General features: G+C 61.9%; 30 protein-coding genes. 18 read left to right on the forward strand and 12 right to left on the reverse strand.

All coding sequences use genetic code 11. The features are described from left to right. Positions 1–109 precede the first annotated feature (109 nt). Genes aceB through M1D88_RS17095 form a run of 3 tightly spaced genes read left to right on the forward strand, consistent with a single transcriptional unit; the run spans position 110 to position 3,828 of the window. The gene (aceB, locus tag M1D88_RS17085) at positions 110–1,708 is read left to right on the forward strand and encodes a malate synthase A (protein ID WP_458111928.1); all 1,599 of its coding nucleotides are present in this window, start codon (positions 110–112) and stop codon (positions 1,706–1,708) included. Between the two features lie 3 nt (positions 1,709–1,711). After that, on the forward strand, positions 1,712–3,019 hold the full coding sequence (locus M1D88_RS17090) for a DUF6986 family protein (RefSeq protein ID WP_458111929.1): 1,308 nt from the start codon (positions 1,712–1,714) through the stop codon (positions 3,017–3,019). Beyond that, complete coding sequence (locus M1D88_RS17095) at positions 3,016–3,828, forward strand: bifunctional allantoicase/(S)-ureidoglycine aminohydrolase (RefSeq protein ID WP_458111930.1); 813 nt, start codon at positions 3,016–3,018, stop codon at positions 3,826–3,828. The genes M1D88_RS17090 and M1D88_RS17095 overlap by 4 nt, the downstream gene beginning before the upstream one ends. Before the next feature lie 19 nt (positions 3,829–3,847). Here M1D88_RS17095 and M1D88_RS17100 read toward each other — a convergent pair whose 3' ends face one another. Beyond that, positions 3,848–4,171 carry a hypothetical protein gene (locus M1D88_RS17100; protein WP_458111931.1) on the reverse strand — a complete coding sequence of 108 codons (324 nt, stop codon included), beginning with the start codon at positions 4,169–4,171 and terminating at the stop codon, positions 3,848–3,850. A gap of 62 nt (positions 4,172–4,233) precedes the next feature. Here M1D88_RS17100 and M1D88_RS17105 point away from each other — a divergent pair, with 62 nt between their 5' ends. Next, the gene (locus tag M1D88_RS17105; RefSeq protein WP_458111932.1) at positions 4,234–5,214 is read left to right on the forward strand and encodes a CHAD domain-containing protein; all 981 of its coding nucleotides are present in this window, start codon (positions 4,234–4,236) and stop codon (positions 5,212–5,214) included. A 13-nt stretch (positions 5,215–5,227) separates the two neighbouring features. Here the strand turns inward: M1D88_RS17105 and M1D88_RS17110 are convergent, their stop codons facing one another. Then, positions 5,228–6,403 (reverse strand): zinc-dependent alcohol dehydrogenase, encoded by a 1,176-nt coding sequence (locus tag M1D88_RS17110; protein WP_458111933.1) that lies wholly within the window; start codon positions 6,401–6,403, stop codon positions 5,228–5,230. A gap of 64 nt (positions 6,404–6,467) precedes the next feature. Next, positions 6,468–6,881, reverse strand: a complete 414-nt coding sequence (locus M1D88_RS17115) for a CBS domain-containing protein (protein WP_458111934.1) — start codon at positions 6,879–6,881, stop codon at positions 6,468–6,470. Positions 6,882–7,143: 262 nt separating this feature from the next. Between M1D88_RS17115 and M1D88_RS17120 the strand changes: the two genes are divergently transcribed. From M1D88_RS17120 to M1D88_RS17130, 3 genes are read left to right on the forward strand one after another with little or no spacing between them, the layout of a single operon-like run. After that, the gene (locus M1D88_RS17120) at positions 7,144–7,383 is read left to right on the forward strand and encodes a hypothetical protein (protein ID WP_458111935.1); all 240 of its coding nucleotides are present in this window, start codon (positions 7,144–7,146) and stop codon (positions 7,381–7,383) included. A gap of 2 nt (positions 7,384–7,385) precedes the next feature. Beyond that, positions 7,386–7,745 (forward strand): VOC family protein, encoded by a 360-nt coding sequence (locus tag M1D88_RS17125; RefSeq protein ID WP_458111936.1) that lies wholly within the window; start codon positions 7,386–7,388, stop codon positions 7,743–7,745. A gap of 53 nt (positions 7,746–7,798) precedes the next feature. Then, positions 7,799–8,611 (forward strand): SDR family oxidoreductase, encoded by an 813-nt coding sequence (locus tag M1D88_RS17130; protein ID WP_458111937.1) that lies wholly within the window; start codon positions 7,799–7,801, stop codon positions 8,609–8,611. A 39-nt stretch (positions 8,612–8,650) separates the two neighbouring features. Here M1D88_RS17130 and M1D88_RS17135 read toward each other — a convergent pair whose 3' ends face one another. The 3 genes from M1D88_RS17135 to M1D88_RS17145 all read right to left on the reverse strand — a co-directional run bounded on the left by M1D88_RS17135 (position 8,651) and on the right by M1D88_RS17145 (position 11,558). Further along, on the reverse strand, positions 8,651–9,361 hold the full coding sequence (locus tag M1D88_RS17135; RefSeq protein WP_458111938.1) for an HAD family hydrolase: 711 nt from the start codon (positions 9,359–9,361) through the stop codon (positions 8,651–8,653). Further along, entirely contained in the window at positions 9,361–9,669 is a 309-nt protein-coding gene (locus tag M1D88_RS17140) for a YegP family protein (protein WP_458111939.1), read from the reverse strand. Before M1D88_RS17140 ends, M1D88_RS17135 begins: the two co-directional genes overlap by 1 nt. A 95-nt stretch (positions 9,670–9,764) precedes the next feature. Next, the gene (locus M1D88_RS17145) at positions 9,765–11,558 is read right to left on the reverse strand and encodes a glycoside hydrolase family 15 protein (RefSeq protein ID WP_458111940.1); all 1,794 of its coding nucleotides are present in this window, start codon (positions 11,556–11,558) and stop codon (positions 9,765–9,767) included. 143 nt (positions 11,559–11,701) lie between these two features. On the opposite strand from M1D88_RS17145, the gene M1D88_RS17150 reads away from it, so the two are divergent. From M1D88_RS17150 to M1D88_RS17160, 3 genes are read left to right on the forward strand one after another with little or no spacing between them, the layout of a single operon-like run. Next, complete coding sequence (locus tag M1D88_RS17150) at positions 11,702–12,583, forward strand: aldo/keto reductase (RefSeq protein WP_458111941.1); 882 nt, start codon at positions 11,702–11,704, stop codon at positions 12,581–12,583. After that, complete coding sequence (locus M1D88_RS17155) at positions 12,584–13,315, forward strand: DUF72 domain-containing protein (protein WP_458111942.1); 732 nt, start codon at positions 12,584–12,586, stop codon at positions 13,313–13,315. A gap of 53 nt (positions 13,316–13,368) precedes the next feature. Then, the gene (locus M1D88_RS17160; RefSeq protein WP_458111943.1) at positions 13,369–14,427 is read left to right on the forward strand and encodes an App1 family protein; all 1,059 of its coding nucleotides are present in this window, start codon (positions 13,369–13,371) and stop codon (positions 14,425–14,427) included. A gap of 9 nt (positions 14,428–14,436) precedes the next feature. Here M1D88_RS17160 and M1D88_RS17165 read toward each other — a convergent pair whose 3' ends face one another. The 4 genes from M1D88_RS17165 to M1D88_RS17180 form a co-directional block, all read right to left on the reverse strand. Next, complete coding sequence (locus tag M1D88_RS17165; RefSeq protein WP_458111944.1) at positions 14,437–15,921, reverse strand: GH1 family beta-glucosidase; 1,485 nt, start codon at positions 15,919–15,921, stop codon at positions 14,437–14,439. Positions 15,922–16,031: 110 nt separating this feature from the next. Further along, the gene (locus M1D88_RS17170; protein ID WP_458111945.1) at positions 16,032–16,421 is read right to left on the reverse strand and encodes a hypothetical protein; all 390 of its coding nucleotides are present in this window, start codon (positions 16,419–16,421) and stop codon (positions 16,032–16,034) included. Positions 16,422–16,430: 9 nt separating this feature from the next. Next, positions 16,431–16,931 carry a DnaJ domain-containing protein gene (locus tag M1D88_RS17175; RefSeq protein ID WP_458111946.1) on the reverse strand — a complete coding sequence of 167 codons (501 nt, stop codon included), beginning with the start codon at positions 16,929–16,931 and terminating at the stop codon, positions 16,431–16,433. 104 nt (positions 16,932–17,035) lie between these two features. Beyond that, entirely contained in the window at positions 17,036–17,455 is a 420-nt protein-coding gene (locus tag M1D88_RS17180; protein ID WP_458114563.1) for an Hsp20/alpha crystallin family protein, read from the reverse strand. A 143-nt stretch (positions 17,456–17,598) separates the two neighbouring features. On the opposite strand from M1D88_RS17180, the gene M1D88_RS17185 reads away from it, so the two are divergent. Further along, positions 17,599–17,886 (forward strand): MerR family transcriptional regulator, encoded by a 288-nt coding sequence (locus tag M1D88_RS17185; RefSeq protein ID WP_458111947.1) that lies wholly within the window; start codon positions 17,599–17,601, stop codon positions 17,884–17,886. A 30-nt stretch (positions 17,887–17,916) separates the two neighbouring features. Here M1D88_RS17185 and M1D88_RS17190 read toward each other — a convergent pair whose 3' ends face one another. After that, positions 17,917–18,696 carry a phosphatase PAP2 family protein gene (locus tag M1D88_RS17190; RefSeq protein WP_458111948.1) on the reverse strand — a complete coding sequence of 260 codons (780 nt, stop codon included), beginning with the start codon at positions 18,694–18,696 and terminating at the stop codon, positions 17,917–17,919. 191 nt (positions 18,697–18,887) lie between these two features. On the opposite strand from M1D88_RS17190, the gene M1D88_RS17195 reads away from it, so the two are divergent. The 6 genes from M1D88_RS17195 (at position 18,888) to M1D88_RS17220 (ending at position 24,923) form a co-directional block, all read left to right on the forward strand. Then, positions 18,888–19,112 (forward strand): hypothetical protein, encoded by a 225-nt coding sequence (locus M1D88_RS17195; protein ID WP_458111949.1) that lies wholly within the window; start codon positions 18,888–18,890, stop codon positions 19,110–19,112. A gap of 49 nt (positions 19,113–19,161) precedes the next feature. Then, entirely contained in the window at positions 19,162–20,295 is a 1,134-nt protein-coding gene (locus tag M1D88_RS17200) for a DNA alkylation repair protein (RefSeq protein ID WP_458111950.1), read from the forward strand. A 298-nt stretch (positions 20,296–20,593) separates the two neighbouring features. Then, positions 20,594–21,718, forward strand: coding sequence for a multiple monosaccharide ABC transporter substrate-binding protein (gene chvE / locus M1D88_RS17205; protein ID WP_458111951.1), 1,125 nt, complete (start codon positions 20,594–20,596; stop codon positions 21,716–21,718). 111 nt (positions 21,719–21,829) lie between these two features. Beyond that, complete coding sequence (mmsA, locus tag M1D88_RS17210; protein ID WP_458111952.1) at positions 21,830–23,359, forward strand: multiple monosaccharide ABC transporter ATP-binding protein; 1,530 nt, start codon at positions 21,830–21,832, stop codon at positions 23,357–23,359. A 5-nt stretch (positions 23,360–23,364) separates the two neighbouring features. Then, positions 23,365–24,675, forward strand: a complete 1,311-nt coding sequence (mmsB, locus tag M1D88_RS17215) for a multiple monosaccharide ABC transporter permease (protein WP_458111953.1) — start codon at positions 23,365–23,367, stop codon at positions 24,673–24,675. 38 nt (positions 24,676–24,713) lie between these two features. Continuing rightward, complete coding sequence (locus M1D88_RS17220; protein WP_458111954.1) at positions 24,714–24,923, forward strand: hypothetical protein; 210 nt, start codon at positions 24,714–24,716, stop codon at positions 24,921–24,923. Positions 24,924–25,170: 247 nt separating this feature from the next. On the opposite strand, the gene M1D88_RS17225 is transcribed toward M1D88_RS17220, so the two are convergent. Then, the gene (locus M1D88_RS17225; protein WP_458111955.1) at positions 25,171–25,599 is read right to left on the reverse strand and encodes a hypothetical protein; all 429 of its coding nucleotides are present in this window, start codon (positions 25,597–25,599) and stop codon (positions 25,171–25,173) included. 90 nt (positions 25,600–25,689) lie between these two features. On the opposite strand from M1D88_RS17225, the gene M1D88_RS17230 reads away from it, so the two are divergent. Beyond that, the gene (locus M1D88_RS17230; protein ID WP_458111956.1) at positions 25,690–26,358 is read left to right on the forward strand and encodes a helix-turn-helix transcriptional regulator; all 669 of its coding nucleotides are present in this window, start codon (positions 25,690–25,692) and stop codon (positions 26,356–26,358) included. The last annotated feature ends 2 nt before the right edge of the window (positions 26,359–26,360 follow it).

Raw genomic sequence — 26,360 nt, forward strand, 5'->3', positions numbered from 1 at the left:
TTAGATTGTCCCCAGGTTCTTCGCCCCGAATCGGCAGCGGACGCTGCCGCCGCAGCGGCTGCCCACGCAGCCTCAAATGCAGCCTCAGCTGCCTAGGAAAGGACACTCGATGGCCCTCACAGTCACCGATCCGCAGCCCGTTTCAAGGGCCGGGGAAATCCTCACGCCGGAGGCTCTCGCCTTCATTGAGGAGCTCCACCAGCGCTTTGCTTCAACGCGTGCGGAGCTGTTGAAGGCCCGCGTGGTCAAGCGTGAGCAGGTTGCACGGACAGGCAAGCTGGATTTCCTGCCGGAGACCGCCGATATCCGCTCCGGTGGGTGGAAAGTTGCTCCTGCCCCTGCTGCGCTCCAGGACAGGCGTGTGGAGATGACCGGCCCAGCTTCTCCGGCGAAGATGGCCATCAACGCCCTGAACTCCGGCGCCAAGGTGTGGCTCGCTGACCTGGAGGATGCCAGCACGCCCACCTGGCACAACGTGATCGACTCCATCCTGAACCTTCGCGACGCAGCCAGAGGCACCCTGAGCTACACCTCCCCCGAGGGCAAGGAGTACACCCTTCGCACCGACGCCCCGCTGGCTGTGGTGGTGGCCCGCCCCCGCGGCTGGCACATGGATGAGCGGCACCTGCTGGCCGACGGCGAACCCACCGCCGGTGCGCTGGTGGACTTTGGACTCCATTTCTTCCACGTGGCTGAACAATTGCTCCGCAACGGCCATGGCCCCTACTACTACCTGCCCAAAATGGAGAGCCACCTCGAAGCGCGCCTGTGGAACGACGTCTTTGTCTTCGCGCAGGATTACCTCGGCCTGCCGCAGGGGAGCATCCGGGCTACTGTGCTGATTGAGACCATCCCGGCGGCCTTCGAAATGGACGAGATCCTCTACGAGCTGCGGGAGCACGCCTCAGGACTGAACGCGGGGCGCTGGGACTACCTCTTCAGCATCATCAAGTACTTCCGGGACGCGGGGCCTGCCTTCGTCCTGCCGGACCGTGCCTCAGTTGCCATGACCGCTCCGTTTATGCGCGCCTACACCGAATTGCTGGTCAAAACCTGCCATCACCGCGGCGCCTTCGCGATGGGCGGGATGGCAGCAGTCATTCCAAACCGTCGGGAGCCGGAGGTAACGGCCCAGGCTTTCGAGAAGGTGAGGGCTGACAAGACCCGCGAAGCGACTGACGGCTTCGACGGCTCCTGGGTGGCGCACCCCGACCTTGTTCCCGTCTGTCAGGAGGTGTTCGATGCCGTGCTCGGCGAGCGCCCCAACCAGCTCGACAAGCAGCGTCCCGAGGTCTCCGTCACCGCTGGCCAGCTCCTGGATATTGCCTCCGCCGGCGGCCAGGTCACCGAAGCCGGGCTGCGGCTGAATCTTTACGTCGCCGTCGCCTATACCGCGGTCTGGATCTCCGGCAACGGCGCAGTAGCAATCCACAACCTGATGGAGGATGCTGCCACCGCCGAAATTTCCCGGTCCCAGGTCTGGCAGCAGATCCGGAACGCGGTGGTCCTGGCCGACACCGGCAACACAGTGAACCGCGAGCTTGTGGCAGGAATCCTGGCCGAAGAGACTGAGCGCCTGCGCAGTGAAGTGGGCCAGGACGCGTTCGAGAAGTACTATCAGCCCGCGAGCAGCCTCATTGCCGATATCTGCCTCTCAGAGGATTACACGGACTTCCTCACCACCCCCGCCTATGAACTGGTGGGCTGACGCATGAATGGAGCGCCCCGGGGATCGCTTTCAAGCGCTGACCTGGCGCAGATTGATTCGCGGCTCGCTGCCACGGACAGGATGCTGGTGCAGAACTACCCCGGCGACGATGGCTCGCGCCAACCCGTTCAGACTGCGTATATTCCGGCGGACACCTTCACGCCATCGCTTGCCGCCGAATGGGGTGCCCAGGCGCTTGCAACTGCCGAGTCCCGGGGCGGCCTGGTCCACCTCGGTCACCTGCTCGGTCAGGAACGTGCTTTGGCAACCGCCGTGGCCACCAGGGTGGAAGCGAAGTTGACCAGCGAGCCCATAGAGGATCTCAGGCTGGACTTTGAGGACGGATACGGGGACCGGGGCGACGACGCCGAGGACGCCGACGCTGTTTCAGCCGCTCACGCCGTGGCCGAGGCGGTTGCTGCCGGAACCTCGCCCCCGTTCATCGGCATCCGGTTTAAGGGTCTTGAAGAATCCACCCGCACCCGCGGACTGCGGACGCTGGACCTCTTCATCTCCGGGCTTGCGCACGCAGGCGAGCTTCCCGCCGGGCTCAGGCTCACGCTGCCAAAAGTAACCACTGTGGCGCAGGTGCAGGCCCTCGAGTTTGCAGTGACCAGGTTGGAGGAGATCCACTCGCTCCCGTCAGGAAGGCTGAGGTTCGAAGTGCAGGTGGAGACGCCCCAGCTCATCCTCGGCCCGGACGGCACCTCGCCGGTGGCACAGCTGCCCCACGTGGTCCCCGGACGGATCAGCGGGCTGCACTACGGCACTTACGACTATTCGGCATCACTGCAGATTTCTGCCGAATATCAGTCCATGGAGCATCCTGTGGCTGATTTCGCGAAGGAAGTGATGCAGCTTGCCGTGGCCGGGACAGGGATCCGGCTTTCAGACGGCTCCACCAACATCATTCCGGTGGGTGAGAACGTCGAGACGGCGTGGGTCCTGCACGGACGGCTGGTGCGGCGTTCGCTGGAGCGTGGCTACTACCAAGGGTGGGACCTTCATCCGGCGCAGCTTCCCAGCCGCTTTGCAGCCACTTATGCCTTCTACCGGCAGGGGCTTATCCCCGCTGCCACGCGGCTTCGGAATTATGTTCAGCGCACGCAAAAGGGTGTGATGGACGAGCCCGCCAGCGCCCGTGCCCTCGCAGCCTTCGTGCTCCGCGGATTGCAGTGCGGCGCCGTGGGAACCGCGGAAGTGAAGCTGCTTGCGGGCCTGGAACTCCCCCAGCTCCGGTCCTTGGCCCAGCCGCAAACGTCCCTCAACTCATCAACCGACTCGTCCACCGCACCAGGAGCGAACCCATGAGCAGCTACTTTTCTCCGGAAGGCGGCCTTCCGCCGCAGACCCAGCTCCTCACTGACCGCGCCATTGTCAAAGAGGCTTATACGGTCATCCCCAAGGGCGTTCTGCGGGATATCGTCACGAGCAACCTGCCAGGGTGGAACCAGAGCCGCGCGTGGATTATCGCCCGTCCTATCGCAGGCTTCGCCACCACGTTCTCGCAGCTGATCGTGGAAGTAGCTCCAGGAGGCGGATCGCAAAACCCGGAGGCCGAATCCGGCGTCGAAGGCGTTATCTTCCTGACCCAGGGTCAGCTCGCCCTGACGCTCGACGGCGATCTCCACCATCTTGAGGCCGGAGGCTACGCCTACCTGGCCGCCGGTTCGGACTGGTCCATCAGGAACAGCTCGGGGGAACCGGCCACTTTCCAATGGATACGGAAGGCCTACGAGCCGCTGGAGGGTTTCGAGGCCAAGTCCTTCGTCACCAGAGACCAGGCTGTTGAGCCCCGTCCTATGCCTGGTACCAATGGAGCATGGGCCACCACGAGGTTTGTGGACCCGGACGACCTCGCCCACGACATGCACGTCAACATCGTCACCTTCCAGCCCGGTGGAACCATTCCCTTCGCCGAAACGCACGTGATGGAGCATGGACTCTTCGTGCTGGAGGGCAAGGCCGTTTACCGGCTTAACGATGATTGGGTGGAGGTGGAAGCCGGAGACTTCATGTGGCTCCGCGCCTTCTGCCCGCAGGCCTGCTACGCGGGCGGCCCGGGTCCTTTCCGCTACCTGCTGTACAAGGACGTTAACCGGCAGATCCGCCTTACCTAAGGCCGTGGCGCAGACTCTGTTATCCGCGGCCAGGGTCCACGCTGGCCTGTGGATCCACGCGGCGCCGGCCCAGCCAAAAGCCGGCCCAGAAAGCAGCTCCCAGCAGGGCCACCACAATGAGCGCGATCCCCACCCTGGCCCGGGCCCCAAGGAACACCAGCCCTTCCGGCATGAAGTACTGCTGGGACAGCGGCGCATAGGCAAACCAACCGTACGTTTCCGTGCTCGGAAGCAGGACAAGCACCAGGCCGGCCAGCAACAACAGCACCAACGCTGCCGACAGCGCGACCGTTCTGATTCGTCCTGCCTCTGAACTGTCCCGCCCATCCCCCAATGAATTCATGAGGCAACTGTAGCCCTTCGTCCGGGCTGTATATCGCCCGCCTTCCGGCCGTAGAGTGAAGCATGGCGAGCACCCGGGAAGCTACGGAGATGTCGTCGAGTCCGACCTCCGGTGAAGTCCTGTTGGAGTACCTGCGACGCCAGGTGGCGGAGCTCCAGCAGCAGGCGCCGCGTGTCCGGGACGATCTGCCGGACTCGGTCCACCAGATGAGGATGTCTGCCAGGCGTCTCCGCGCGGTGCTTAAATCAGCGCAGTCAATGCTCGGGCCGGGTAACCGGCAGGCAGACGATGGCAGCCCGAACCTGTCCCTCCCTGAGCTGCGTTCTGAACTGAAGTGGCTCTCCGGGGTGTTGGGCAAGGCCCGCGACCCGGAGGTAATCCGGGACCGGCTGGCAGCGCTTGTGGCCGAGGAGGCGGACGCCTTGCTTCTGGGCCCTGCCGCAGAGCGCATTGACCAGGCTCTCAGGGCCGTAGCCCGGGACGCCCACGGCGAGGTGCTGGAGGCGCTTGGCAGCGACCGCTACCGCCGTCTGGTTCAAGCCTTGGACGCCCTCACGGACAGGCCCTTTGTGGGTGACAAGGCAGCACGGCCGGCCGGCAAGGGTTTGGTAAAGCTGGTCAAAAAGGATGTACGGAGGCTGCGTAGGAAGGCTGCAGCACTGGACCAGCCGAAATGGGGAGAGGCAGGCTCGGAAGCAAACTCGGACCCAAACTCTGACCGAGGCCCACGGGATGTGGCCTTCCACGACGTGCGGAAAGCAGCCAAACGGGTGCGTTACATTGCCGAGGCCGCTTCGATCGCAGAAGCCAAGTCCGCGGACCGGATCGAGGATGCAGCGCACACGATCCAAAAGATCCTTGGCCAGCACCAGGACAGCGTCATGGCCAGGGAACAGCTCCTGCGACTGGGATCAAAGCCAGAGCCGGGATCAAAATCCGAAGCAGACAGCGGCTTTACCTTCGGCCGTCTGCACGCCTTGGAAGAACGACGGGCTGAGGAAGCCGAAAAGGAATTCTTCAAGGCCTGGAAGGCTTTCCCGTAGCCGCAACGCTGAGCTACGGGTTAAGCACCACCTTGATGCAGCCATCCTCCTTCTTCTGGAACTTCTCGTACAGGGCCGGCGCCTCTCCCAACCCCGCTCGATGGGTGACGAGGTCCATCACACCCAGGGGATCGGCGTCGTCCTCCACCAGCGGAAGCAGTTCATCCGTCCAGTTCCGCACATTGCATTGCCCCATCCGCAGCTGGATCTGCTTGTCAAACATCCACAGCATGGGCATCGGGCTGGCCTGGCCCCCATAGACGCCGCTGAGGGAAACCGTGCCGCCCCGACGCACGGCATCAAGTGACGCATGGAGGGCGGCAAGCCGGTCCACTCCCGCCGTTTCCATCGCCTTCTGCGCGAGCTTGTCAGGCAGCAGCCCCAACGCCTGATGCGCGAACCCTGCGACAGGCGAGCCGTGGGCTTCCATCCCCACCGCATCGAGCACCGCATCGGGGCCGCGGCCCTCCGTCATGTCGCGCAGTTCATCTGCCACGGTCTTGGAGTAGTCGAGCGTTTCCACGCCGTGTCTGGCTGCCATTGCCCGGCGCTCCGGAACGGGATCAACGCCAATGACCCGCTGTCCCAGGTACCGCCCTATCCTTGACCCGAACTGTCCGACAGGGCCAAGGCCGAAGACAGCGAGGGTTCCCCCAACAGGGACGTCGGCATACTTGACCCCCTGCCAGGCCGTGGGCAGGATGTCGGACAGGAACAGATACCTCTCATCAGGCAATTCGGTCCCCACTTTCACCGGGCCGTAGTCTGCGAAGGGCACCCGCAGATACTCGGCCTGGCCGCCCGGCACGGAACCGTACAGCTCGGAGTAACCGAACAGGGCGGCTCCGGAGCCCTTCTCCTTGACCTGGGTGGTCTCGCATTGGGACTGCAACCCTCGGCTGCACATGAAGCATTCGCCGCAGGCTATCCCGAACGGGATGACGACGCGGTCTCCCACCCTCAGGTTGGTAACCGCGCTGCCGACCTCCACCACGATGCCCATCGGTTCATGGCCAATCACATCACCCTTATGCATATACGGACCCAGCACTTCGTACAGGTGGAGGTCGGATCCACAGATGGCGGTGGAGGTGATCCGGACGATCGCATCTGTGGGTTCCTGGATCACCGGATCAGGAACTTCCTCCACGCTGACGGATCGTTTGCCTTGCCAGGTGAGTGCCTTCATCGTTTGCCTCTCAATGCGATGAGAAATCGGATAACGGTAGCCGGACGGCAAAGGGTCCGAAGGATCAGTAGGAAATAAACTCTACGAGTTCACCCACACGGTCCTCGGGGTAGTTGCGGGCGATATCAGCCTGGCTGAGCATGCCTACCAGGTCATGCCCGTCAATCACCGGCAGACGCCTGACCTGGTGTTCCTGCATGGTCTTGATGGCTTCTTCTATGGTGTCATCGGCACCGATCGTGACGGGCTTCCCCTCAGCCATCTCGCCCGCCGTGACGCTGCGCGGGTCTCCGCCCTCAGCCAGGCATTTGATGACGATATCCCGGTCAGTGACCATTCCCTTGAGCCGCTGATCCTCTCCGCAGATGGGAAGTGCACCTACGTTGAGCGATTTCATCTTGCGGGCCGCCGCCTCCAGGGTTTCCTTTTCTCCGACGCATTCGGCGCCAGGAGTCATAAAATCGCGTGCCTTTGGCATTGTGCTCACTCCTCATGAGGTCTTCCGGGCGGCAGCATCCTGCCCGGAATGGATATGGAATTGGTCCCCGTATGAGGTCATGGCGGACAACTCTCCGGGGGTACTTTGACCGTAGCGCCGATTCAGTTCCCTGTGAAGGTCAGCATGCTTATTAGTTTTTCGGTCAGAGAAAAACTAAGCAACCTGATCAAATCCCTTGCCTCCCGGACCGGGAACTCACTAGCGTTGAAGGTGCCCCAGTCCCCCAAGGAAAGGCAACATCATGACGCTATACCAGCCCGAGCCCGTCGAGATTTCCACCCGCATGCGGCCGGGAGAATGGACAGAATCCAGCCTGGAAGAGCTTGTCACCACCTATCGGGCAAAGCTGATGGGCATGGGGGCCAGCGTGGCGGACATCGTCACGGAAGTGGACAGAAATGACGACGGCTCGGTCCGCGTATTCGTGGCTTGGCGGAAGGACGAGGCTGCTAACGAGGCCACCACGGGTCAGGCCGTGTAGGAATGCTGACAGTCGGAACCACCGTCCTTGGCGTTGGCGATGTCGCCAGAGCCACAGCTTTCTGGAGCGCCGCCCTTGACTACGCTCCCCAGGACAACGGGGACGACACGTGGGTGATCCTGAACCCGCAGAACGGCAACGGCGCCCGGCTGGCACTGATGCTCAGCGAGAGTCCAGTTCAATTGCACCCGCGGATCCATTTGGATCTTTGGGCCGATAACCAGGAAGCGGAGGTCCAGCGGCTTTTGGACCTTGGAGCCGAACGCGTTGACTGGGATCTCTACCCGGACGATGCAGATTTCATAGTGCTCGCAGATCCCGAAGGCAACCGTTTTTGCGTCGTGGACGCAAGCGAGGGTTAGAACCAGGGCTTAGTGATCAGGACTAACGACCACCAGACCGAGAGGAACGCGGCATGGAATTTTCATCGCAGGAGTTTTCCCCCCGGACGGCAATCGTCACGGGCAGCGACTCGGGTATCGGCAGGGCAACAGCTGTGGCCCTGGCCCGGAACGGCCTGGATATCGGCATCACCTGGCACACTGACGAGGCAGGCGCGGAACACACTGCCTCGCAGGTCAGGGAGGCCGGGAGGACAGCCGTGGTCCGGCAACTGGACACCTCGGACATTCCGGCATGTTCCGGCGTCGTGGATGAACTCGCGGCCGGGCTCGGCGGCGTGGATGTTTTCGTCAACAACGCCGGAACGGGTGAAGGCACCCCGTTCCTGAAGCTTGGGTACGACGGCTGGACCAAGACCATGGATGTGGACCTCAACGGGGCCTTCCTGTGTATCCAGGCGGCAGCCCGCCATATGGTCCAGGCCGGGAGAGGCGGCAGGATCATTGCAGTGACCAGCGTCCATGAAACGCAGCCCAAGGTGGGCTCCTCCGCTTATGTGGCAGCCAAGCACGGGCTGGGCGGGCTCATCAAGACGATTGCCCTTGAGCTGTCCAGCCATGGAATCACGGCGAACTCAGTCGCCCCGGGCGCCATCTCTACTCCCATGTCCGGGCAAGAGGGTGACGACCCGCAACCCAGGAACGAGCCCGGGATTCCGCTTGGCCGCTCTGGTCGCGCCCAGGAGATCGCGGCCGTCATCGCCTTCCTTGCCTCGCCGGCGTCGAGCTACGTCACGGGGGCGTCGTGGGTGGTGGATGGTGGGATGCTCCAGATGGGGCCGACGGCCGGAGCCAATCTGCCCGACCATGAGTGGCGTGACATCTGAGGAGCTGCGATACAAGGCAGCCCCCGCCTAAACAGTCCCTTAATGGAGCGCTTTGCTTTGAAGCAGCTTCCCGATGGCACTGTCCCTGAGATTGCCCAACAGTTCGCGCGGACCGGAATAGGACTCTATAGCTCCCGCATCCCTGAGCTCGGCCTCGCTGGTGCCGCCGCAGGTTACGCCGATCGTGGGGATGCCGATTTTGGCGGCCGCGTACACATCCCACACTGCGTCCCCCACATAAACAGCATCGTGGGCGCTCACCCCAAGTCCTTCCAGGGCAGCCAGGAGGATGTCAGGCTCAGGCTTGCTTTCCTTGGCATCATTGGCGCTCGTGGCCACGTGGATGTAAGAGTCCGAATTAAGGGCGGACCGGAGCATTTTCAGGTCCTGCTCACGTGCGGAAGAGGCCAGCGCGACGGCGAGCCCTCCTTCCCGGCATTGAAACAGAAGGTCGCGGGCGCCGTCGAACGCCTTCAGGAATGGCCAGTAGGTTGAGAAGATGGCGGCGTGGGCGTTCATCACCGAAACGTCTTGGCCTGTGTCGCGGTCCGGGGGCAAAAGATGGGCCACCAACTTGTCCCCGCCCATGCCCACGGTCCGGTGGATCGAAGCCATGGGAACGTCGAAACCTGCTCCGCGGAAAGCATGCCACCAAGCCATGGTGTGCAGGTACGACGAGTCCACGAGTGTCCCGTCCACGTCGAAAAGGACCGCCGCCCGATGCTTTCCACGGGCTTTGCCGTTGAGCATCAGTGGTCCATACCTGCGCGCCTTCCCGCGGCGATCAATTGGCCGTGCCCCCCAACAGCCGTAGATTTTCTGGCGGCCTTGACATGTTGCTTGAGGCTCTGCTGTTTGACGGGTGCCGACTGCTGGTCATGGCTGCGGTCACGGACAAGCCCGGTGCCGGCGATTTCGCGGGCCTTGGCAATACCGGCCACTGCTGCTTTCTTCGTCGGGAACGTAATGGAGACAGCCATGAGAGCTCCCGTTCCGTCCAGCATCCTGATGCGGTATCCGCCGTCGGGCGCGTCCACGAGTTCGAAATATCCAGACATTGCATCTCCTCCATACTCCACGGCGTCGTGAGGTATTAGTAAGTATACTTACCGACGCCTGAGAGGAAAACGTGAGGGGGCCTTTCAGCAGCTGCTCAACTTCCCCGCAAGGGCGTATCGCTGCGGTGCATCGTGTCTTCCTCGAGTTCCAAAGCACTCAACACCAAGGCGAAGTGGCTGAATGCCTGGGGGGTATTTCCCAAGTGCCTGCCATCGCCCACGTGGAACTCTTCGCTCAGCAGGCCTACGTCGTTACGCAACGCCAGGAGCCTTTCGAAGAGGTCCCTCGCTTCGGAATGCCGCCCTGCCCCCAGCAGCGCCTCAACCATCCAGAATGAACAGGCCAGAAACACCCCTTCGTCCCCGGGCAATCCGTCGTCGCTGTATTCAGGTTGATAGCGGAGCAGGAAACCGTCCCGCGACAGTTCGCGCTGAATGGCATCAATTGTGCCAATCACTCGTGGATGCTCGGGAGGCAGGAATCCTACCCGCGGAATCAGCAGCAGGCTCGCATCCAGTTCAGGCCGGCCGTAGGACTGCGTGAACGTGTTGCGTTCGACGTCGAAACCCTTGGTCATCACCTCATGGTGAATCGTGTCCCGCAAGACTTCCCAGCGGTCGGCTGGCCCCGGCAGGCCGGACTCGCGGACACCCTTGACCATGCGATCTGCAGCTACCCAGGCCATGACCTTGGAGTGGGTGAAGTGGCGGCGGGGCCCGCGCATTTCCCACAACCCGTTGTCGGGCTGGTCCCAGGCTCCTTCGAGGTATTCCATCAGCGCGATCTGGACATCCCACGCCTCATCGGTGTGCCGCAGCAATGAGTTGCGGGTCAGGGACAGGCAGTCCAGCACTTCGCCCCAGACATCCAGCTGCAGTTGGTCTGCTGCCGCATTCCCGATCCGCACCGGTTTGGAATTCTCATAACCGGCCAGCCAGGGGAGCTGCATCTCCGGAAGCCGTCGTTCGCCGTGGATTCCGTACATGATCTGAAGGTCCGCCGGGTCCCCCGCAACGGCACGCAGCAGCCAGTCGCGCCAGGCTGCCGCCTCGTCCGTGTAACCGGCAGCCAGGAGGGCCTGAAGGGTCAGGGTGGCGTCGCGCAGCCAGCAGTAGCGGTAATCCCAGTTCCGCGGGCCGCCCAGCTGCTCAGGCAGCGAGGTGGTAACCGCTGCCACTATCCCACCGGTCGGGGCATAGGTAAGCGCCTTGAGGGTGATAAGCGAGCGTTGCACCGCTTCGCTGTAGGGCCCGTTGACAGGGCACTTCTCCGTCCATTCCAACCAGAACTCCTCAGTGGCCTGCAGCACCTCTTCAGCATTAACAGAGCGGGGCCTACGGACATGGCTGGGCGCCCACGTCAGCACGAAAGATACACGTTCGCCCTCATGGACCGTGAAGTCACTGACCGTCTGAAACTTCTCGCCCCGCAAGGGCGCCTGGGTCACGAGGTAGGCGGCATCGGGTCCGGCCACGGCATGCACTCCGAAGTGGTCACGGCGGACCCACGGAACAATGTGGCCGTAATCAAACCTCAGGGCCAGTTCGCCACGTATCCTCACCTGTCCACTGACACCCACCACGATCCTGACAATGTCAGCCACTTCGTCACGGGGTGGCATGAAGTCAATGATGCGGACCTGCCCATCAGGGGTGTCCCACTCCGATTCCAGGATGAGCGTCCCTGGCTGGTACCGCCGACGCGTGCATTTGCCGCCGTTCACGGGAGCCAGAAGCCAGCGGCCGGCGGACGGCGTGTCCAACAAGGCGTTGAAGCACGCCGGGGAGTCAAACCGCGGGAGGCACAGCCAATCGACGGATCCTTCCATGCTGATCAGCGCGGCGGTGTGAAGATCCCCAACCATCGCATAATCCTCGATGCGTGCCATGGACCCTAGCGTGCCACAATCTGGCCTCAAGGCACGAGGTGTAGGGTTGAAACACGGTGATGCAGCTGCCGATGGATACATTTCCATGTGCTGGGTTCTGTCGCGGGCATGTGGATGCCGCAGGACAGAAGGGAACCCAGTCAATGCTTCATAAGACGTTCGGCCACACCACTTTCTCCGTTTCAGCCTTGGGCTTCGGTGCAGGACACCTCGGGGATGACGTCCTCACGGATCAGGAGGCCCATGACCTTCTGGAGCGGGCGCTGGGACTGGGCATCACCTTTTTTGATACCGCCCGCAGCTACGGGCGCTCGGAGCAACGGCTCGGCGCCTTTCTGCCCCCGCACCGGGATGACGTGGTGCTGTCTACGAAGGTGGGGACTGGCGTTCCTGGTCAGCCGGACTGGAGCGCGGCAGCAGTACGACTCGGGGTGGAGGAGTCGCTCCGAACCCTGCGCACTGACGTGATCGACGTCGTCTTCCTCCACTCTTGCCCGCTGGCAATCCTCGAAAAAGGCGAAGCCATCGACGCACTGCTTGCCTGCGTTGATGCCGGCAAAATACGGGTGGCCGGTTACAGCGGCGACAACGAAGCCCTCGCCTGGGCTGCCGCATCCAATGCCTTCGTCGCCCTGCAGACGTCTGTGAACATTGCGGACCAGAACTCCCTGCACGAGATACTGCCGGACGCCGCGCACCGGGGAATCGGCGTAGTGGCCAAACGCCCGCTCGCCAACGCACCCTGGCGTTACAGTGAGAGGCCAACAGGCACTTACGGGGAAACGTATTGGGACCGTATCAACCAGATGGGCCTCGAACCACAGGCCGACGACTGGCCCGGCACGGCAGTCCGGTTCTCGGCATTCGCCCCCGGCGTGTCCACCATGGTCATGGGTACCTCCAACGCCGCCCACCTTGAGGAGGCCGCGGCCGCCGTCGCCCGTGGCCCTTTGCCGGAAACTGAACTGCACCGCTGGGAGAAGGCCTTTACCCGTCACGCGCAGGAATGGGCCGGCGAAGACTAAGTGACCCTCAATATCGGCACGTCCGGTTGGAGCTATGACCACTGGGAGAACGTTCTGTACCCTCCCGGGTTGCCGTCCAGGGACCGGCTGCAGCATTACGTGGCGCGGTTCAATACCGTGGAGCTGAATGCAAGCTTCTACCGCTGGCCTCGGGAGACTGCCTTCGCGAGCTGGCGCAACCGGCTTCCCCAGGGGTTTGCCATGTCCGTGAAGGCCCCTCGCGGCCTCACCCACGCCAAGAAGCTCTACAGCCCGGAAGTGTGGGTGGAACGGATAACCCGGTGTTGGCATGAACTTGGAGACAAAAGGGCGGTACTGCTGGCACAGTTGCCGCCCAATCTTGCCCGTGACGACGCCCGGCTGGACTATTTCCTGTCGGCCTTGCCGGAGTGGATCCGCGTGGCGGTGGAGTTCCGCCATGACAGCTGGGACCACCCGGAGGTGTACCAGCTCCTCGAACGCCACCGGGCCGCCTACTGCATCATGAGCGGGGCCAACCTGCCCTGCATCCTTCGCGCCACCGCCCCCTTTGTGTATGTCCGGCTCCACGGCCCCGACCACCAGCACCTCTATGGTGGGTCGTATTCGGACGATGACCTGAAATGGTGGGCGGATCGGATCAGCGAATGGCGTTCCGCGGGCAAGGACGTCTTGGTCTACTTCAACAACGACGGCGGCGGCAACGCAGTGCGGAATGCGTTCACATTGCGTGGCCTGCTGGGAGACGGTTGATCCGCTGCGCTGATCTGCGTCTTCGGGCGTAGCAGCTGTGGCAGAGTGGAGGCATGGAATTGGCGCCTAAGGAATCATCACTGGCAGGGAACCACGTGTTCCGGCTGGCCCACAAGCTGTCGGATGCCGGGAACACCTTGAGGATGCGGCTGGCGAGGCGCTGGAAGTTCGTTCCCCAAACCGTTGCGTACCAGGGATACGGTTCCACTGAGTTCGTCCGTATCCTGGCCCGGGTCCTTTTGACCAGCAAGCCTGCCCCCGGCAGCCGGGCAGAGCACGCCGCAAAGAACGGAAACCAGAACGTCCGCGGCTGGCGTGCCTTCACCAGCATTCCCATCCCCAATGTGACCGTCGAGATGGAAATCGGCGGAGTTGTGACCACAGTAAAAACGGACCGCGGCGGCTTGGTGGACACGGATGTAAAGGTTTCCCTCTCGCCGGGATGGCATACAGCAGTGCTTCGTGCTGAGGGCACCGAACCGGCCGAGGCCAACATCTTTGTGGTGGCTCCCGGTACCCGCTTTGGGATTGTTTCGGACATCGATGACACCGTCATGGTCACGGCCCTTCCCCGCCCGTTCCTGGCTCTCTGGAACACCTTCGTCCTGAGTGAGCGGGCCAGGATGGCAACACCGGGCATGGCTGTGCTGCTGGACCGCCTGATCGTGGAGCATCCTGATGCGCCTGTTGTCTACCTGTCCACGGGGCCTTGGAACGCGGCGCCCACGCTGGCGCGTTTCCTCACCCGGAACATGTACCCTTCCGGCACCTTGCTGCTCACGGACTGGGGACTCACCCAGGACCGCTGGTTCCGCAGCGGTCAGGAACACAAGCTTCGCAACCTGGAACGGCTGGCGGCGGAGTTCCCGGACATGCGTTGGCTGCTGGTTGGTGACAACGGCCAGCACGACGAACAGATCTACTCGGAGTTTTCCCGGGAGCACGGGTCGCGCGTGGCAGCCATCGCCATCCGGCAACTGTCCGTAAGTGAATCTGTCCTGGCGGGCGGCCACTCGGAGAACGGCGATCACACCGGTTCAAATGTCCCTTGGATTTACTCCCCTGACGGCGCCGGGATTGCCAAGGGTCTCAAAGGCCTGAAGCTCCTCTGACCGCTTGCCTTAGCTCTGACTCACCGTGGCTGCCGCTGCTTCAGGAACGCCGGGGTGGCGGGAGGCAAGGACCTCCTGAAGCCAGTAGAAGGAAGCTTTCGGCGTCCGGGCAAGCGTCTCAAAGTCAATGTGGATGAGGCCAAAAGGCTGCCGGTATCCCGCGGACCATTCGAAATTGTCCATGAGGGACCAAACGTAATACCCGCGCAGATCTATCGATTCCGCCACACCGCCGGGGGCAGTTGCCTCCAACGCGCTGGCAAGGTGTTCGGCCAGGTATCTCAGCCTGCGTTCATCCGGTATGAAAATTCTGTCCGCTTTCCTGTCTCGGACCACCACGTCGTCGAAACTGGCTCCTCCTTCAGTGATGAACACCGGCGGAAGGTCCGGATACCGTTCGGCCATTTCGGCCAAGGCAACAGACATATATTCGGGCTTGATGGGCCAGCCGTAGGCAGTTGTCTGGGCGTCAGACCAGGCCGTGATGTGGAAGGGCGAACCAGGCGCGCTGTCCGTAAGGTCGCTGCCCATTGCCTCGGCCATGCCTGCTGGGACGGGCCCTTCACCTGCCCCCGCCGCCACCTTGGTGGGCATGTAGTAGTTCAAGCCGTAGAAGTCCAACGGCTGAGAAATCACGGCCATGTCCTCATCCGGGTGGTTGAAGGACGAGAAGAACTTGGCTGCGCGGATGACGTCAGGGTACTTGCCGGTCAGGACAGGGTCGGCGTAAAGCCGGTTCTGGGCGATATCCATAAGGCCGGCACTTAGTTTGTCCAAGGGGTTACCCGATGCAGGAACCATCGGGGAGTACACGTTGGTGATGCCGATTTCTCCCGGAACTTGGGCAGACCTCAAAGCCTGGACAGCCAGGCCATGCCCCAAGAGCTGGTGATGGACGCTGGGAAAAGCGTTCAGCAGCAGCGACTCACCCGGTGAATGCAGACCCAGGGCGTATCCGTTTGTTGCCACGGTGGCAGGTTCGTTAACCGTCACCCAGCGGGCCACCCGGTCACCGAAAGCGGAGGCTGCAATCGCAGCAAAATCGCCCAGGCGATAGGCGGTGTCCCGGTTGATCCAGCCGCCGGCCTGATCCAACGGAAGAGGGGTGTCCCAGTGGTAGAGGGTTACCATCGGGGCGATCCCGCTGGCCAGCAGCTCATCCAGGAGCCGGTCATAGAAGTCGAGGCCGGACGGATTCAGCGCTCCCTTGCCATCAGGCTGGATCCGAGGCCAGGACAGGGAGAAACGGTAGGAATCAATGCCGAGCTCCTTCATCAGGGCAACGTCTTCGGGCATCCGGTGGTAGTGGTCGCAGGCAACGGCAGGGCTCCCGTCATCTACGATTGCACCGGGCTTTGCAGCGAAGACATCCCAGCCGGCTGGTCCGCGTCCGTCCTTATCCAAAGCCCCCTCGATCTGGAAGGCTGCCGTCGCAACGCCCATCGTGAAGGACGCCGGTATCAATGCGGCCAGGTCTTTGGCGGTTACGCTCATGTCCAGGGACCCCTATGTTCTTGTGCCGGTGGTGGATTGATTTTAGGACCCCCGGCGCCTCCATGCCACGCACTGGCAGGAGTTCCCGTTGGCTTACACGGTACAAGTGATCAGTGGAGCAGGGCATCTGAACCAAACAGGAAGTCCTTCGCGTGCGCCAGCGCCTTCTTGAAGGCATCATTGCGGAGAGTTATCAGCTGCTCCGAATCGGTGCCGTCCGGCTCCAGGTAGGCCGTATACCCAGGACGCAACACCCAGATGTCCCCCGCCGGCGGCAGGTAGAAAACACCGAAGGAGCGATGCTGAATGTCATCAGGAGCCCAGATCGGCACAACGGCCATGGCAGCCCCCGTGTCCGGATTGATCCACTGGGCTCTTGGCAGGGGCTCCTCATGGGCTTCCGGGTCCAGGAACGGTGCTGTTCCCACTCCCCAGCGCTGTTCAAAGCGTTCGTGGAACGCAGGGATAAGATGCGAATCGTAGCGGCGCCACGTGCTCATATGGTTCTCCTAATCCGTTACATCCGGCCAGGCCCAGGGCCCTTCTTCCCACCGCACAGGGGTCACCCGGAGGAGCGGGGACGGCTTTGAAATCCGGCGGACCGGCACTTCACGGGGCCCATAGCGCACAGGTATGTCTTGTGCGCTTGTCCGCATCGGGCGCTCGCCCCGTGCGGCCTCCCGTGCCCGATGATCCCGTGCACTTTCTTCCCCTGCGCTTCTATCCCGGGAGCCTCTATCCCGTGCACTGTTGTCCCGTGTACGGGCCGTATCGTTTTTCCGATGGCGGTTGTGCCGACGGTCATAGTCTGCGCGCTTCTTGGGGTCGCGCAGCACTCCGAAAGCGTTCATGATGGCAAGCACTTCAGCAGACGTCGGTGCAGCCCCGGCAGAGTCCACGTCCGGATGACGTGTCCGCATCAACCCGCGGAAAGCGCGCGAAATTTCCTGCTGGGTGGCGGTGTCAGCCACTCCCAACACCGTGTAGTAGTCCGCAGGCTCGTTGCTCATGCTTGCCATCCCCTGCCGCCTGGTGCCAGTGAGGGGCGGCTTCCGGCCCTGCCGAAAGCCGCCCCGGGCAACCCGGGATACCGGTCACCCTGTTCCCGCTGGAGTTACCTGTTGATTTCCTGCCGGCGCTTCGTCTCGATTTCGATCTTGCGGGGCTTGGCCTGCTCAGCGACCGGGATGCGGAGGGTCAGGACACCGGCGTCGTAGCTTGCCTTGACGTTTTCAGTGTCGAGCGTGTCACCGAGGATCAGCTGGCGGCTGAAGACGCCGCGGGGCCGCTCGGAAACAATCAGTTCAACACCTTCGCCTACCGGTTCACCGCGTTCCGCACGGACGGTAAGAACGTTGCGTTCGACATTCAGGTCCACGGAATCAGCGTTGACCCCAGGGAGATCAAACTCGACGACGAATTCCCCGTCCGCCTGCCAGGCATCCATGGGCATCGCCGCCGGCCGGGCTGCGGTTCCGAAGACCTGCTGCGTGAACCTGTCCAGCTCACGGAACGGGTCGGTGCGCATCAACATCATTTCCCACTCCTTCAGCATGAGGTAGTTGCTCATATCTTTTGGGTATCCATTCCACTAATCTGTGGTGCTGGATATAGATTTTTTATAACACCAGTGAGAGACTATGGCAAGAGCTGTTGAGCACAAGGCTAAGGAGCATCATGGCAGAGCACGGAGACGACGTGGGCGTGTATGCGATCTCGGTTGTAGCGCAACTGCTCGGGACCGGTCAACAGAACATTCGGCAGTACGAGCGAAAGGGCCTGCTTACGCCCGATCGCACCTCAGGTGGAACGCGCCAGTACAGCGAATCCGACGTCGCAGTCCTGCGGCGGATCGGTGAACTGCTTGACGAAGGGCTGAACCTTGCAGGAGTGGCCAAAGTCCTGGAATTGGAGGAAATGAACGCCAAGCTCCACCGGGACCTGAAGCGCGCGCGCGGCCGCTGATCGGACAAGTCAAGCCGCTGAGCGGGAAGTTCAGTCGGTGCTAGAGTCGGCTTTTGACAGCTCTCCGGTGATCTTCTCGCCGGGAATCCGGGCTGTGCGCCACGTATCAATAGCGATGACCGCACCAAGGATCACCAATGAGAGCGAGACTGACGCGAGGGCGTCACTGACCCAGTGATATCCGAGGTAAAGGCGGCTGATCGCCGCGAAAAAGATCCCGACGGCGGCGGCGGCAAACCCGATGACCGCCGGCCAAATATGCTTCCGGCGGGAAAAGACCAGGAAAGCCGTAATCAGGAGGAAGTCGGCCGCGCCCAGCACATGGCCGGAGGGAAAGGAAAACGTTGAGTCCGGCCCAAACAGCATCTGCTCTATGGGAGGCCTGCTGCGGCCCACCGAATGGCCGATGATCTGGGCCAGCACTACGCCCGTCAGCATTCCGGCAGCAAGCAGGATGGGCCGCCACGCATGCTTGGCTGCGAGACTCCAGGCAACCGTCACCACCAGGATGATGATCGGCAACACCACCGGGCCGAAGATGACCGCCAGAATGATCATGGCAGTGGTCAAGGGGTCTGAGCGCTGGGTGAGAAACCATGACTGCATGGGATCATCGCTGCCGGCGATCCCATCCTTGTTCAGGATGGCCCCGAGGGTGAGGAAGAAGAAGACGGACCCCAGAAGCATCAGGGCAGCCGCCACCCGGTAGAGCCTGGTCCTGGCAGCGGCAGTCATGTACCGCTCCTCCACAACAAACTTGTCGTGGAAAACACGCCAAAACCCCCGGTTATCGGCCGTTCTCTCAGTCATTTTTCCCGTCTCCGCCTCGTACCGGTGCAAGTCGTCTTCGTCAAGAAATTATCTCCATCCGAGGCCTGAGCGTTCCGGCGCTGGAGGTGGCCAGTCTACTTACTATTTTCCGGAAGCACTGTTAGCGTGGGCAGAAGTGTGGACCGCGAGGGCCACAACACAGCAGGGCAACAGCAGAGCAAGGAGGGGCCATGAGCATGGATGCCGCTGGTGAGGACCGGAAGAGCCACGAAGACGACAACGCGTCCGGCAAGATGGCGGGGCCAGAAGGCACCGTTCCGGGAAGCGACAAGGGCGTAGGGATGGGCGCCGGCGATGAGCCGAACACCTTCGAGCCGGAGGAAGACCCCACGGCCACTGCGGAAAGCACTGAAAAGGTGGAAGATACCCCCGCGGATACCAGGGAACCCAGCTAAAATCCTGAAATGAAATCTCTGGACGGCCGGCCCGAAGTACCCTGACTCCATGGGCGCCATGAACGAACTCATCAATCGGGCCGCTGTCGATTCATTACGCGGGGCGCTCACACCGGCAGCTCCGGGCCGAAGCTGGCCGGAGCTCACAGCTGCAGGGGCAACCCTGGATGGGCTGAGCCTGCGGGAGCGCGCCGATCACGTCAGCCAAGCACTCCTTGCAGACTTCGGGCGCCCGGCTGACAGTACCCTGGCCGCTGGAATCTATACGACGGCGGCAGTAACGTTCCGCCGCGCCTTGCTGGATGCAGGCTTCTCCGGGTGGGCGTTGTGGCCAGTGACGGAGACTGCAGTTACCTTGGCGTTGGATTCAGGAGATCCGGCACATTTCGATGACTGCCTCTTGCTGCTGGCTGAACTGACGCCGCGGCTGACTGCGGAATTCGCGATTCGCCGGCTGCTGGCTGCCGACCTTCCGCGATCGTTGACGGCAATCCAGTCCTGGACCTCGCACCCGGATGAACATGTCAGGCGTCTCGCCAGCGAAGGCACGCGACCCTACCTGCCCTGGGCGGTGCGGGTACCCGCGGTAATCGATCATCCTGAAGCCACAGTTCCCATCCTTGACGCACTGTACCGGGACCGCCACGAGTACGTGAGGCGCTCGGTGGCCAACCACCTCAACGATCTAGCCCGCCATGCGCCGGACCTGGTCATTGCGACGGCGACTCGGTGGCTGGCAAATCCGGATCGCAACACTGCCTCACTTGTGCGGCACGGCTTGCGGACACTGATCAAGAAGGGCCACCCACAGGCACTGGCCTTGCAAGGCTTTGCCCCGGCGGACCTCACTGTCAGCGCACCGCAACTGGACCGGGCCGACGTCGTTCTCCCCTCGGATCTGGCTTTTACATTCGAGATCTCCAACACCGGGGCAGAACCTGTGAGGCTGGCCGTTGACTATGTGGTGCATTACCGCAAGGCGAATGGATCGCGCTCGCCAAAGGTCTTCAAACTCGCCACCGTCACCTTGGTTGCCGGCGAAACCAAGAGCTTTTCCAAACGGCACGCTTTCCGCCAGATGACGACGCGTGTCCACCATCCCGGGAAGCACAGCCTGGAGCTTCAGGTCAACGGAATCCGGTACCACATGGTCGATTTTGTGCTCCAACCCGAAGGGTCCTGAGGGAGTTGCTAAAATGTGATTTGACTCACAATAGAAGCTCGGGTTACTCTATGGTAGTTGTTAGCGCTCACAGGACGCTATATCGTCATTGTAGTATCACGGTAGATCTAGCAGCAGCTCGGAGTATTCAAGACCGGCATCCGTTCGCCGGCCCTGACCCTCAAATTCTTCCTGGCAAGGGGCCATCAGACCCCTCGTGAGGAAACCGGACATCACTGGCCGGGACACAGCCGTAAGCGCAGATGCTTTTCGGCTAAGCACCAGTTCGCTGACCCCCGGTCAGCGGAAGGAGAACATAGTGAGAATCAAAAAACTCCTGGGCGCGTTCGCCGTCGTCCTCGCAGTTACCGTGGGGGCTACGGGTTGTGGCACCCGCGGCGGAACAACATCGCCCACAGAAGGAGCTGACGCCGCAGGTTCGCTAGTGGGAATTTCCATGCCCACGCAGACCTCGGAACGCTGGATCGCAGACGGCAAGAACGTCTCCGATTCCGTTACCAAGCTCGGATACAAGGCGGACCTCCAGTTCGCCAACGATGACATTCCCACCCAGGTCTCCCAGATTGAAAACATGCTGACCAAGGGCGCCAAGGCCCTGATCATCGCAGCTATCGACGGCACCACCCTGACCGATGTCCTGGCGAAGGCCAAGGAACAGAACGTCAAGGTCATCGCCTACGACCGCCTGATCAACGGAACGCCCAACGTTGACTACTACACCACGTTCGACAACTACACCGTAGGCGTCCAGCAGGCCACCTCCCTGCTGACCGGACTGGGTCTGCTCGATGCCAGCGGCAAGAAGGTCGAAGGCAAGGGCCCGTTCAACGTTGAGCTCTTCGCCGGCAGCCCGGATGATAACAACGCCAACTTCTTCTGGACTGGCGCCATGGACACGCTGAAGCCGTTCATGGACGCGGGAACCATCAAGGTCCCCAGCGGCCAGACCAACTTTGAGCAGGCTGCCATCCTCCGCTGGCAGGCACCCGTTGCCCAGAAGCGCATGGAAGACATCCTGACGTCCGCTTACAGCTCCGGCACCAAGCTCGACGGCGTTCTGTCACCGTACGACGGCCTCTCCATCGGCATCATCTCCGCCCTCACCAGCACCGGCGGCTACGCCAAGGGAAGCCTCCCGATCGTGACCGGCCAGGACGCTGAGAAGGGCTCGGTTAAGTCGATCATCGCCGGCGAGCAGTACTCCACTATCTTCAAGGACACCCGCCAGCTTGGCGAGCAGGCCGTGAAGATGGTCGATGCAACCCTGAAGGGCGAAGAGCCTGAGGTGAACGACACGAAGACCTACAACAACAAGGTCAAGGTCGTTCCGTCCTACCTGCTCAAGTCCTTGATCATCACGAAGGATAACTACAAGAAGGAACTCATCGACACCGGGTACTACACCGAGGCCGACGTCAAGTAGCACTGTCCAAGGGTTTGTGGCCGGACCCCCGAGGTCCGGCCACAAACCCTTACCCAGCAGCCCTGCAGCCGCAGGACAGCACAAGTTTCGATCATTCAGTGGGAATTGACGATGAATACACCCATTCTTCAAATGCGAGGAATCACCAAGACCTTCCCGGGAGTGAAGGCCCTTCAGGACGTCACCCTGGACGTGAACCGCGGCGAAGTCCATGCCATTTGCGGTGAAAACGGGGCCGGCAAGTCCACCCTTATGAAAGTGTTGTCGGGCGTTTACCCGCACAACTCTTTCGAGGGCGACATCCTCTTCGAAAACGAACCGTGCAGTTTCTCCAGCATCTCCGACAGCGAGAAGCGCGGCATCGTCATCATCCACCAGGAACTGGCACTCAGCCCCTACCTCTCCATCGCAGAGAACATCTATTTGGGGAACGAGCAGGCCACCCGCGGTTGGGTCGACTGGCGCAAGACCAACCTGGAGGCCGCTAAGCTGCTGGCCCGGGTGGGACTCAGCGAGAACCCCATTACTCCGGTGCAGCACATCAGCGTCGGCAAGCAGCAGCTCGTCGAAATCGCCAAGGCGCTGTCGAAGGAAGTAAAGCTGCTGATCCTCGATGAGCCGACGGCTGCTCTGAATGATGAGGACTCCGGCCACTTGCTGGACCTCATCCTGCACCTCAAGGGCCAGGGCGTCACCTGCATCATCATCAGCCATAAGCTCAACGAGATCCGCAAGGTGGCTGACGCCGTCACCATCATCCGCGACGGCAAGACCATCGAGACGCTCCGGCTCGACGAAGGGCAGATCACCCAGGAGCGGATTATCCGCGGGATGGTTGGCCGCGACCTGGAGAGCCTCTACCCCGACCGCGATCCCCAGATCGGCGAGGAAGTCCTGCGAATCGAAGACTGGTCGGTCCAGCACCCGCAGGACCATTCCCGGATCGTGGTGCACAACGCCAGCCTGAACGTCCGCAAGGGAGAAGTTGTGGGCATGGCGGGCCTGATGGGCGCCGGCCGCACCGAGCTCGCCATGAGCGTGTTCGGGCGCACCTACGGCCGTGCCATTTCAGGCAAGGTGTACAAGTACGGCAAGGAAATCAACACGTCAACCGTGTCCGAGGCCATCAGCCATGGCATCGCCTACGCCACCGAGGACCGCAAGCAGTATGGCTTGAACCTCATCGAGGACATCAAGCGCAACATCTCCATGGCGGGGCTCCGCAAGCTCGTCAAAGGCGGCTGGGTGGACAGGAACGAAGAGACGATTGTCGCCAACCGCTACCGCACCAACATGAACATCAAGGCACCCACCGTCGCCGCCATTACCGGTAAGCTCTCCGGCGGAAACCAGCAAAAGGTGGTGCTGAGCAAGTGGATGTTCTCGGACCCCGATGTACTGATCCTTGACGAACCCACCCGTGGGATCGATGTCGGTGCCAAATTCGAGATCTACACGATCATTGCGCGCCTTGCGGCCGAAGGAAAGGCAGTGATCGTGATTTCGTCCGAACTGCCCGAGCTCCTGGGTATTTGCGACCGCATCTACACGTTGTCCGCAGGACACGTCACGGGCGAGGTGCCAATCGCCGAAGCCACCCAAGAGAAGCTCATGCACTACATGACCAAAGAGAAGGAATAGCGAACATGTCCGCCCTCAGAGAATCCCTGAGCTTCCTGACAAGCCGCCTGCGCCAGGTCGGCATTTTCGTCGCCCTGATACTCATCGTCATCCTGTTCCAGGTCCTGACCGATGGCATCCTCCTGCAGCCGCAGAACGTCAGCAACCTGGTGGTCCAGAACAGCTACATCCTGATCCTGGCCATCGGCATGGTGATGGTCATCATCGCCGGCCACATTGACCTCTCCGTCGGCTCCGTTGCAGGATTCATCGGAGCTGTTTCAGGCGTGATGATCGTGCACTGGGGGTGGGCCTGGTGGATCGCCATTCCGGCGTGCCTGCTGGTGGGCGCGCTCGTCGGTGCCTGGCAAGGCTACTGGATCGCCTACGTAGGAATTCCGGCCTTCATCGTCACCCTGGCCGGGATGCTGATCTTCCGCGGCCTCACCCTCATCACGCTGAAGAACCAGCAGATCACCCCGTTCCCCGATGAGCTCCGTGCCCTGGGTGGCGGCTTCCTTCCGGATATTTCCGGCGGTACATCCGTCCTGGAATTCCTGACGGTGATCCTCGGCGTGGGCGGCACAGCTGCCATCCTCTTCCAGGCCATCAAGGAACGCCGGGTTCGCCGGAAGTTCAACCTCGAAAACGAGCCCATGGCCTGGTTCGCCGTCAAAACTGCCTTCATCGCGCTGCTGATGCTGATTATCACGTTCCTCCTGGCCAGCTACCGCGGAACCCCGATCGTCCTGATCGTCCTGGCTGCACTGGTGATCCTGTACTCGGCTCTGATGAACAACAGCGTTTTTGGGCGCCATGTCTACGCCATCGGCGGGAACCTGCACGCCGCTGAACTGTCCGGCGTCAAGACCAAGGCCGTGACCTTCCGGTTGTTCGTCAACATGGGTGTGCTTGCAGCACTGGCAGGACTCGTGTTCACCGCCCGCCTGAACTCCGCGCAGCCCGCCGGCGGTACCGGCTTTGAGCTCGACGCCATCGCCGCGGCCTTCATTGGCGGGGCTGCCGTGCAGGGCGGCATCGGCACCGTGGCAGGAGCCATGATCGGCGGCCTCATCATGGGGGTGCTGAACAACGGCATGTCCATCCTGGGCCTGGGCACCGACTATCAGCAGCTGATCAAGGGCCTGGTTCTTCTGCTGGCTGTCGGCTTTGATATCTTCAACAAGAACCGAAGCGGCAGCGGTGGCGGATCCACCATCGGTAGCCGCTTCAAGCGCAAGACCTCGCCGCCAGCAGGCGGCGAGAGCACCACCCCCGTTTCCAGCAAGCCGGCCGGTGACAGGCCCGAGAAAGCCGCAGCTTCGCGGAACCCCTGAAATCCCCCGTCAGATCACCCGTAAAGAAAGAGTTTTCCATGTCTACCCCCAGCCATCGCATTGATATCCAGGTGAGCAGCCGCCACCTCCTAGACGAGCGACTCGAAGCAGCCGTGCGTGACCTCCAAGAGGTTGCTATGGCTGCAGGGACCCACGGCATCCTGCTCACGCGAAACAAGCCAGGGCACTACACCGCCACGCTTTCGGACCAGGTGCCCTTCGGAATGACCAGGGAACTCATCCACTAATCAAGGGGCTTCCCGCGTGAGGGGGATCCCGCGGGAAGCGCTTTGTTTTTATGCGTAAAAGGGGGAAGAAGCGCATGTGTGATCCTGGTGAAGACTGGAGTCAGCTGGTTGGTCGCGTTGTTGAACTGCGCCGGAACGGACAGGTGGTCCGCACTGCCGAAGTGGAGGATGTGACCCCGGATTCGTCTATCCTGTGGCTGCGATTTGATGGCAACCACGGCCGCCAGCTTGTCACCAGGACAGATGGCTACGAGGTTCGCCCCCTTTGACGGTCCTGCCCCGAAGCAAGCCGGTTCAAGGCCAGGGCGCCTACCAACAAACCAAAGTCTCTCAGGGCCACATCAAAGAATCCCGGCACCAGCAGCAGGTTCACTATGATCCCTGCCAACCAAGCGGCCACCACCAATGAGCCGATCTTGGGACGCCAAGCCACCAATAGGCCCGCCAAGATCTCCACCGCTCCCACCCCGTACATAAAGGTCTGGGGACTTACCGGCACGATCTGCGTGGCAAGGGGAGCCAGGTAGCTGGTCCAATCCACCAGGAAGTTGGTGAATTTGTCGATTCCGAAGGCAATCGGCGCAATGGTAAAGACGGTTCGAAGCAGCAGAAAAGCCTGGTGCGTCTCGTGATGCCGAGCCTCCTGTGCAACGGGCTGCGGCTGATGGTCAAGCATGACTTCCTCCTTCTAAAAGTGCTGATACTTGACTTTAGAATTGAGGCCTTGTTATGTCAATGGCCATTGATTTTAGAGTAGGATTTCATTATGACTGCAGCTGAAACCGGCCTGAGTATGGGCAAGGCTCTCAGTGCCTTAGGTGACCCCTCCCGCCGGGCCGTGTTCGAGTACGTCCTTCACGCTGATGGCCCTGTGGGCCGCGATGAAGTTGCCGGGTCGTTGGGCATGGTGCGGAGCACCGCGGCCTTCCACTTGGACCGACTGGCGGCCGAAGACCTCCTGGAGGTTTCCTTCCGGCGACTGACCGGCAGGACCGGACCAGGATCCGGACGGCCTCACAAGCTCTACTCCCCCGCGGTTCGGGAAGTGGCTTTAAGCCTTCCTCCAAGGCGCTATGACCTGGCCGGCGAACTGCTTGCAGCCGGTGTGGAAGCCGCCGTCGAAACCGGCATACCCGTAGCCGAAGCCCTGCAGGCCGTTGCCGCCAATGCCGGGGAGGAGATCGGGCAGGAGGCTGCCACCCTTGAAGGTGCACTGGAGCTCTACGGCTACAGGCCCAACGCCGGGGAGGACGGCAGCATCGAGCTACTCAACTGCCCCTTTCACCGCCTGTCCAGGGCTCACACCTCCACCATCTGCGGCCTCAATCTGGATCTCCTGGCGGCAGTGGCCGAGACAGCCGAGCCAGGCTGCTACAAGGCCGTCCTGGAGCCGCAGGTGGAGCGGTGCTGCGTCCGGCTGGTGCCGCAGGATTGACA

The sequence above is a fragment of the Arthrobacter sp. R1-13 genome (assembly GCF_054161475.1).

Bases quoted from the DNA above. Each gene is read 5' to 3' on its own strand.
- aceB (WP_458111928.1), top strand. From the start codon at position 110: ATGGCCCTCACAGTCACCGATCCGCAGCCCGTTTCAAGGGCCGGGGAA.
- M1D88_RS17090 (WP_458111929.1), top strand. From the start codon at position 1,712: ATGAATGGAGCGCCCCGGGGATCGCTTTCAAGCGCTGACCTGGCGCAG.
- M1D88_RS17095 (WP_458111930.1), top strand. From the start codon at position 3,016: ATGAGCAGCTACTTTTCTCCGGAAGGCGGCCTTCCGCCGCAGACCCAG.
- M1D88_RS17100 (WP_458111931.1), bottom strand. From the start codon at position 4,171: ATGAATTCATTGGGGGATGGGCGGGACAGTTCAGAGGCAGGACGAATC.
- M1D88_RS17105 (WP_458111932.1), top strand. From the start codon at position 4,234: ATGGCGAGCACCCGGGAAGCTACGGAGATGTCGTCGAGTCCGACCTCC.
- M1D88_RS17110 (WP_458111933.1), bottom strand. From the start codon at position 6,403: ATGAAGGCACTCACCTGGCAAGGCAAACGATCCGTCAGCGTGGAGGAA.
- M1D88_RS17115 (WP_458111934.1), bottom strand. From the start codon at position 6,881: ATGCCAAAGGCACGCGATTTTATGACTCCTGGCGCCGAATGCGTCGGA.
- M1D88_RS17120 (WP_458111935.1), top strand. From the start codon at position 7,144: ATGACGCTATACCAGCCCGAGCCCGTCGAGATTTCCACCCGCATGCGG.
- M1D88_RS17125 (WP_458111936.1), top strand. From the start codon at position 7,386: ATGCTGACAGTCGGAACCACCGTCCTTGGCGTTGGCGATGTCGCCAGA.
- M1D88_RS17130 (WP_458111937.1), top strand. From the start codon at position 7,799: ATGGAATTTTCATCGCAGGAGTTTTCCCCCCGGACGGCAATCGTCACG.
- M1D88_RS17135 (WP_458111938.1), bottom strand. From the start codon at position 9,361: ATGCTCAACGGCAAAGCCCGTGGAAAGCATCGGGCGGCGGTCCTTTTC.
- M1D88_RS17140 (WP_458111939.1), bottom strand. From the start codon at position 9,669: ATGTCTGGATATTTCGAACTCGTGGACGCGCCCGACGGCGGATACCGC.
- M1D88_RS17145 (WP_458111940.1), bottom strand. From the start codon at position 11,558: ATGGCACGCATCGAGGATTATGCGATGGTTGGGGATCTTCACACCGCC.
- M1D88_RS17150 (WP_458111941.1), top strand. From the start codon at position 11,702: ATGCTTCATAAGACGTTCGGCCACACCACTTTCTCCGTTTCAGCCTTG.
- M1D88_RS17160 (WP_458111943.1), top strand. From the start codon at position 13,369: ATGGAATTGGCGCCTAAGGAATCATCACTGGCAGGGAACCACGTGTTC.
- M1D88_RS17165 (WP_458111944.1), bottom strand. From the start codon at position 15,921: ATGAGCGTAACCGCCAAAGACCTGGCCGCATTGATACCGGCGTCCTTC.
- M1D88_RS17170 (WP_458111945.1), bottom strand. From the start codon at position 16,421: ATGAGCACGTGGCGCCGCTACGATTCGCATCTTATCCCTGCGTTCCAC.
- M1D88_RS17175 (WP_458111946.1), bottom strand. From the start codon at position 16,931: ATGAGCAACGAGCCTGCGGACTACTACACGGTGTTGGGAGTGGCTGAC.
- M1D88_RS17180 (WP_458114563.1), bottom strand. From the start codon at position 17,455: ATGTTGATGCGCACCGACCCGTTCCGTGAGCTGGACAGGTTCACGCAG.
- M1D88_RS17185 (WP_458111947.1), top strand. From the start codon at position 17,599: ATGGCAGAGCACGGAGACGACGTGGGCGTGTATGCGATCTCGGTTGTA.
- M1D88_RS17190 (WP_458111948.1), bottom strand. From the start codon at position 18,696: ATGACTGAGAGAACGGCCGATAACCGGGGGTTTTGGCGTGTTTTCCAC.
- M1D88_RS17195 (WP_458111949.1), top strand. From the start codon at position 18,888: ATGAGCATGGATGCCGCTGGTGAGGACCGGAAGAGCCACGAAGACGAC.
- M1D88_RS17200 (WP_458111950.1), top strand. From the start codon at position 19,162: ATGGGCGCCATGAACGAACTCATCAATCGGGCCGCTGTCGATTCATTA.
- mmsA (WP_458111952.1), top strand. From the start codon at position 21,830: ATGAATACACCCATTCTTCAAATGCGAGGAATCACCAAGACCTTCCCG.
- mmsB (WP_458111953.1), top strand. From the start codon at position 23,365: ATGTCCGCCCTCAGAGAATCCCTGAGCTTCCTGACAAGCCGCCTGCGC.
- M1D88_RS17220 (WP_458111954.1), top strand. From the start codon at position 24,714: ATGTCTACCCCCAGCCATCGCATTGATATCCAGGTGAGCAGCCGCCAC.
- M1D88_RS17225 (WP_458111955.1), bottom strand. From the start codon at position 25,599: ATGCTTGACCATCAGCCGCAGCCCGTTGCACAGGAGGCTCGGCATCAC.
- M1D88_RS17230 (WP_458111956.1), top strand. From the start codon at position 25,690: ATGACTGCAGCTGAAACCGGCCTGAGTATGGGCAAGGCTCTCAGTGCC.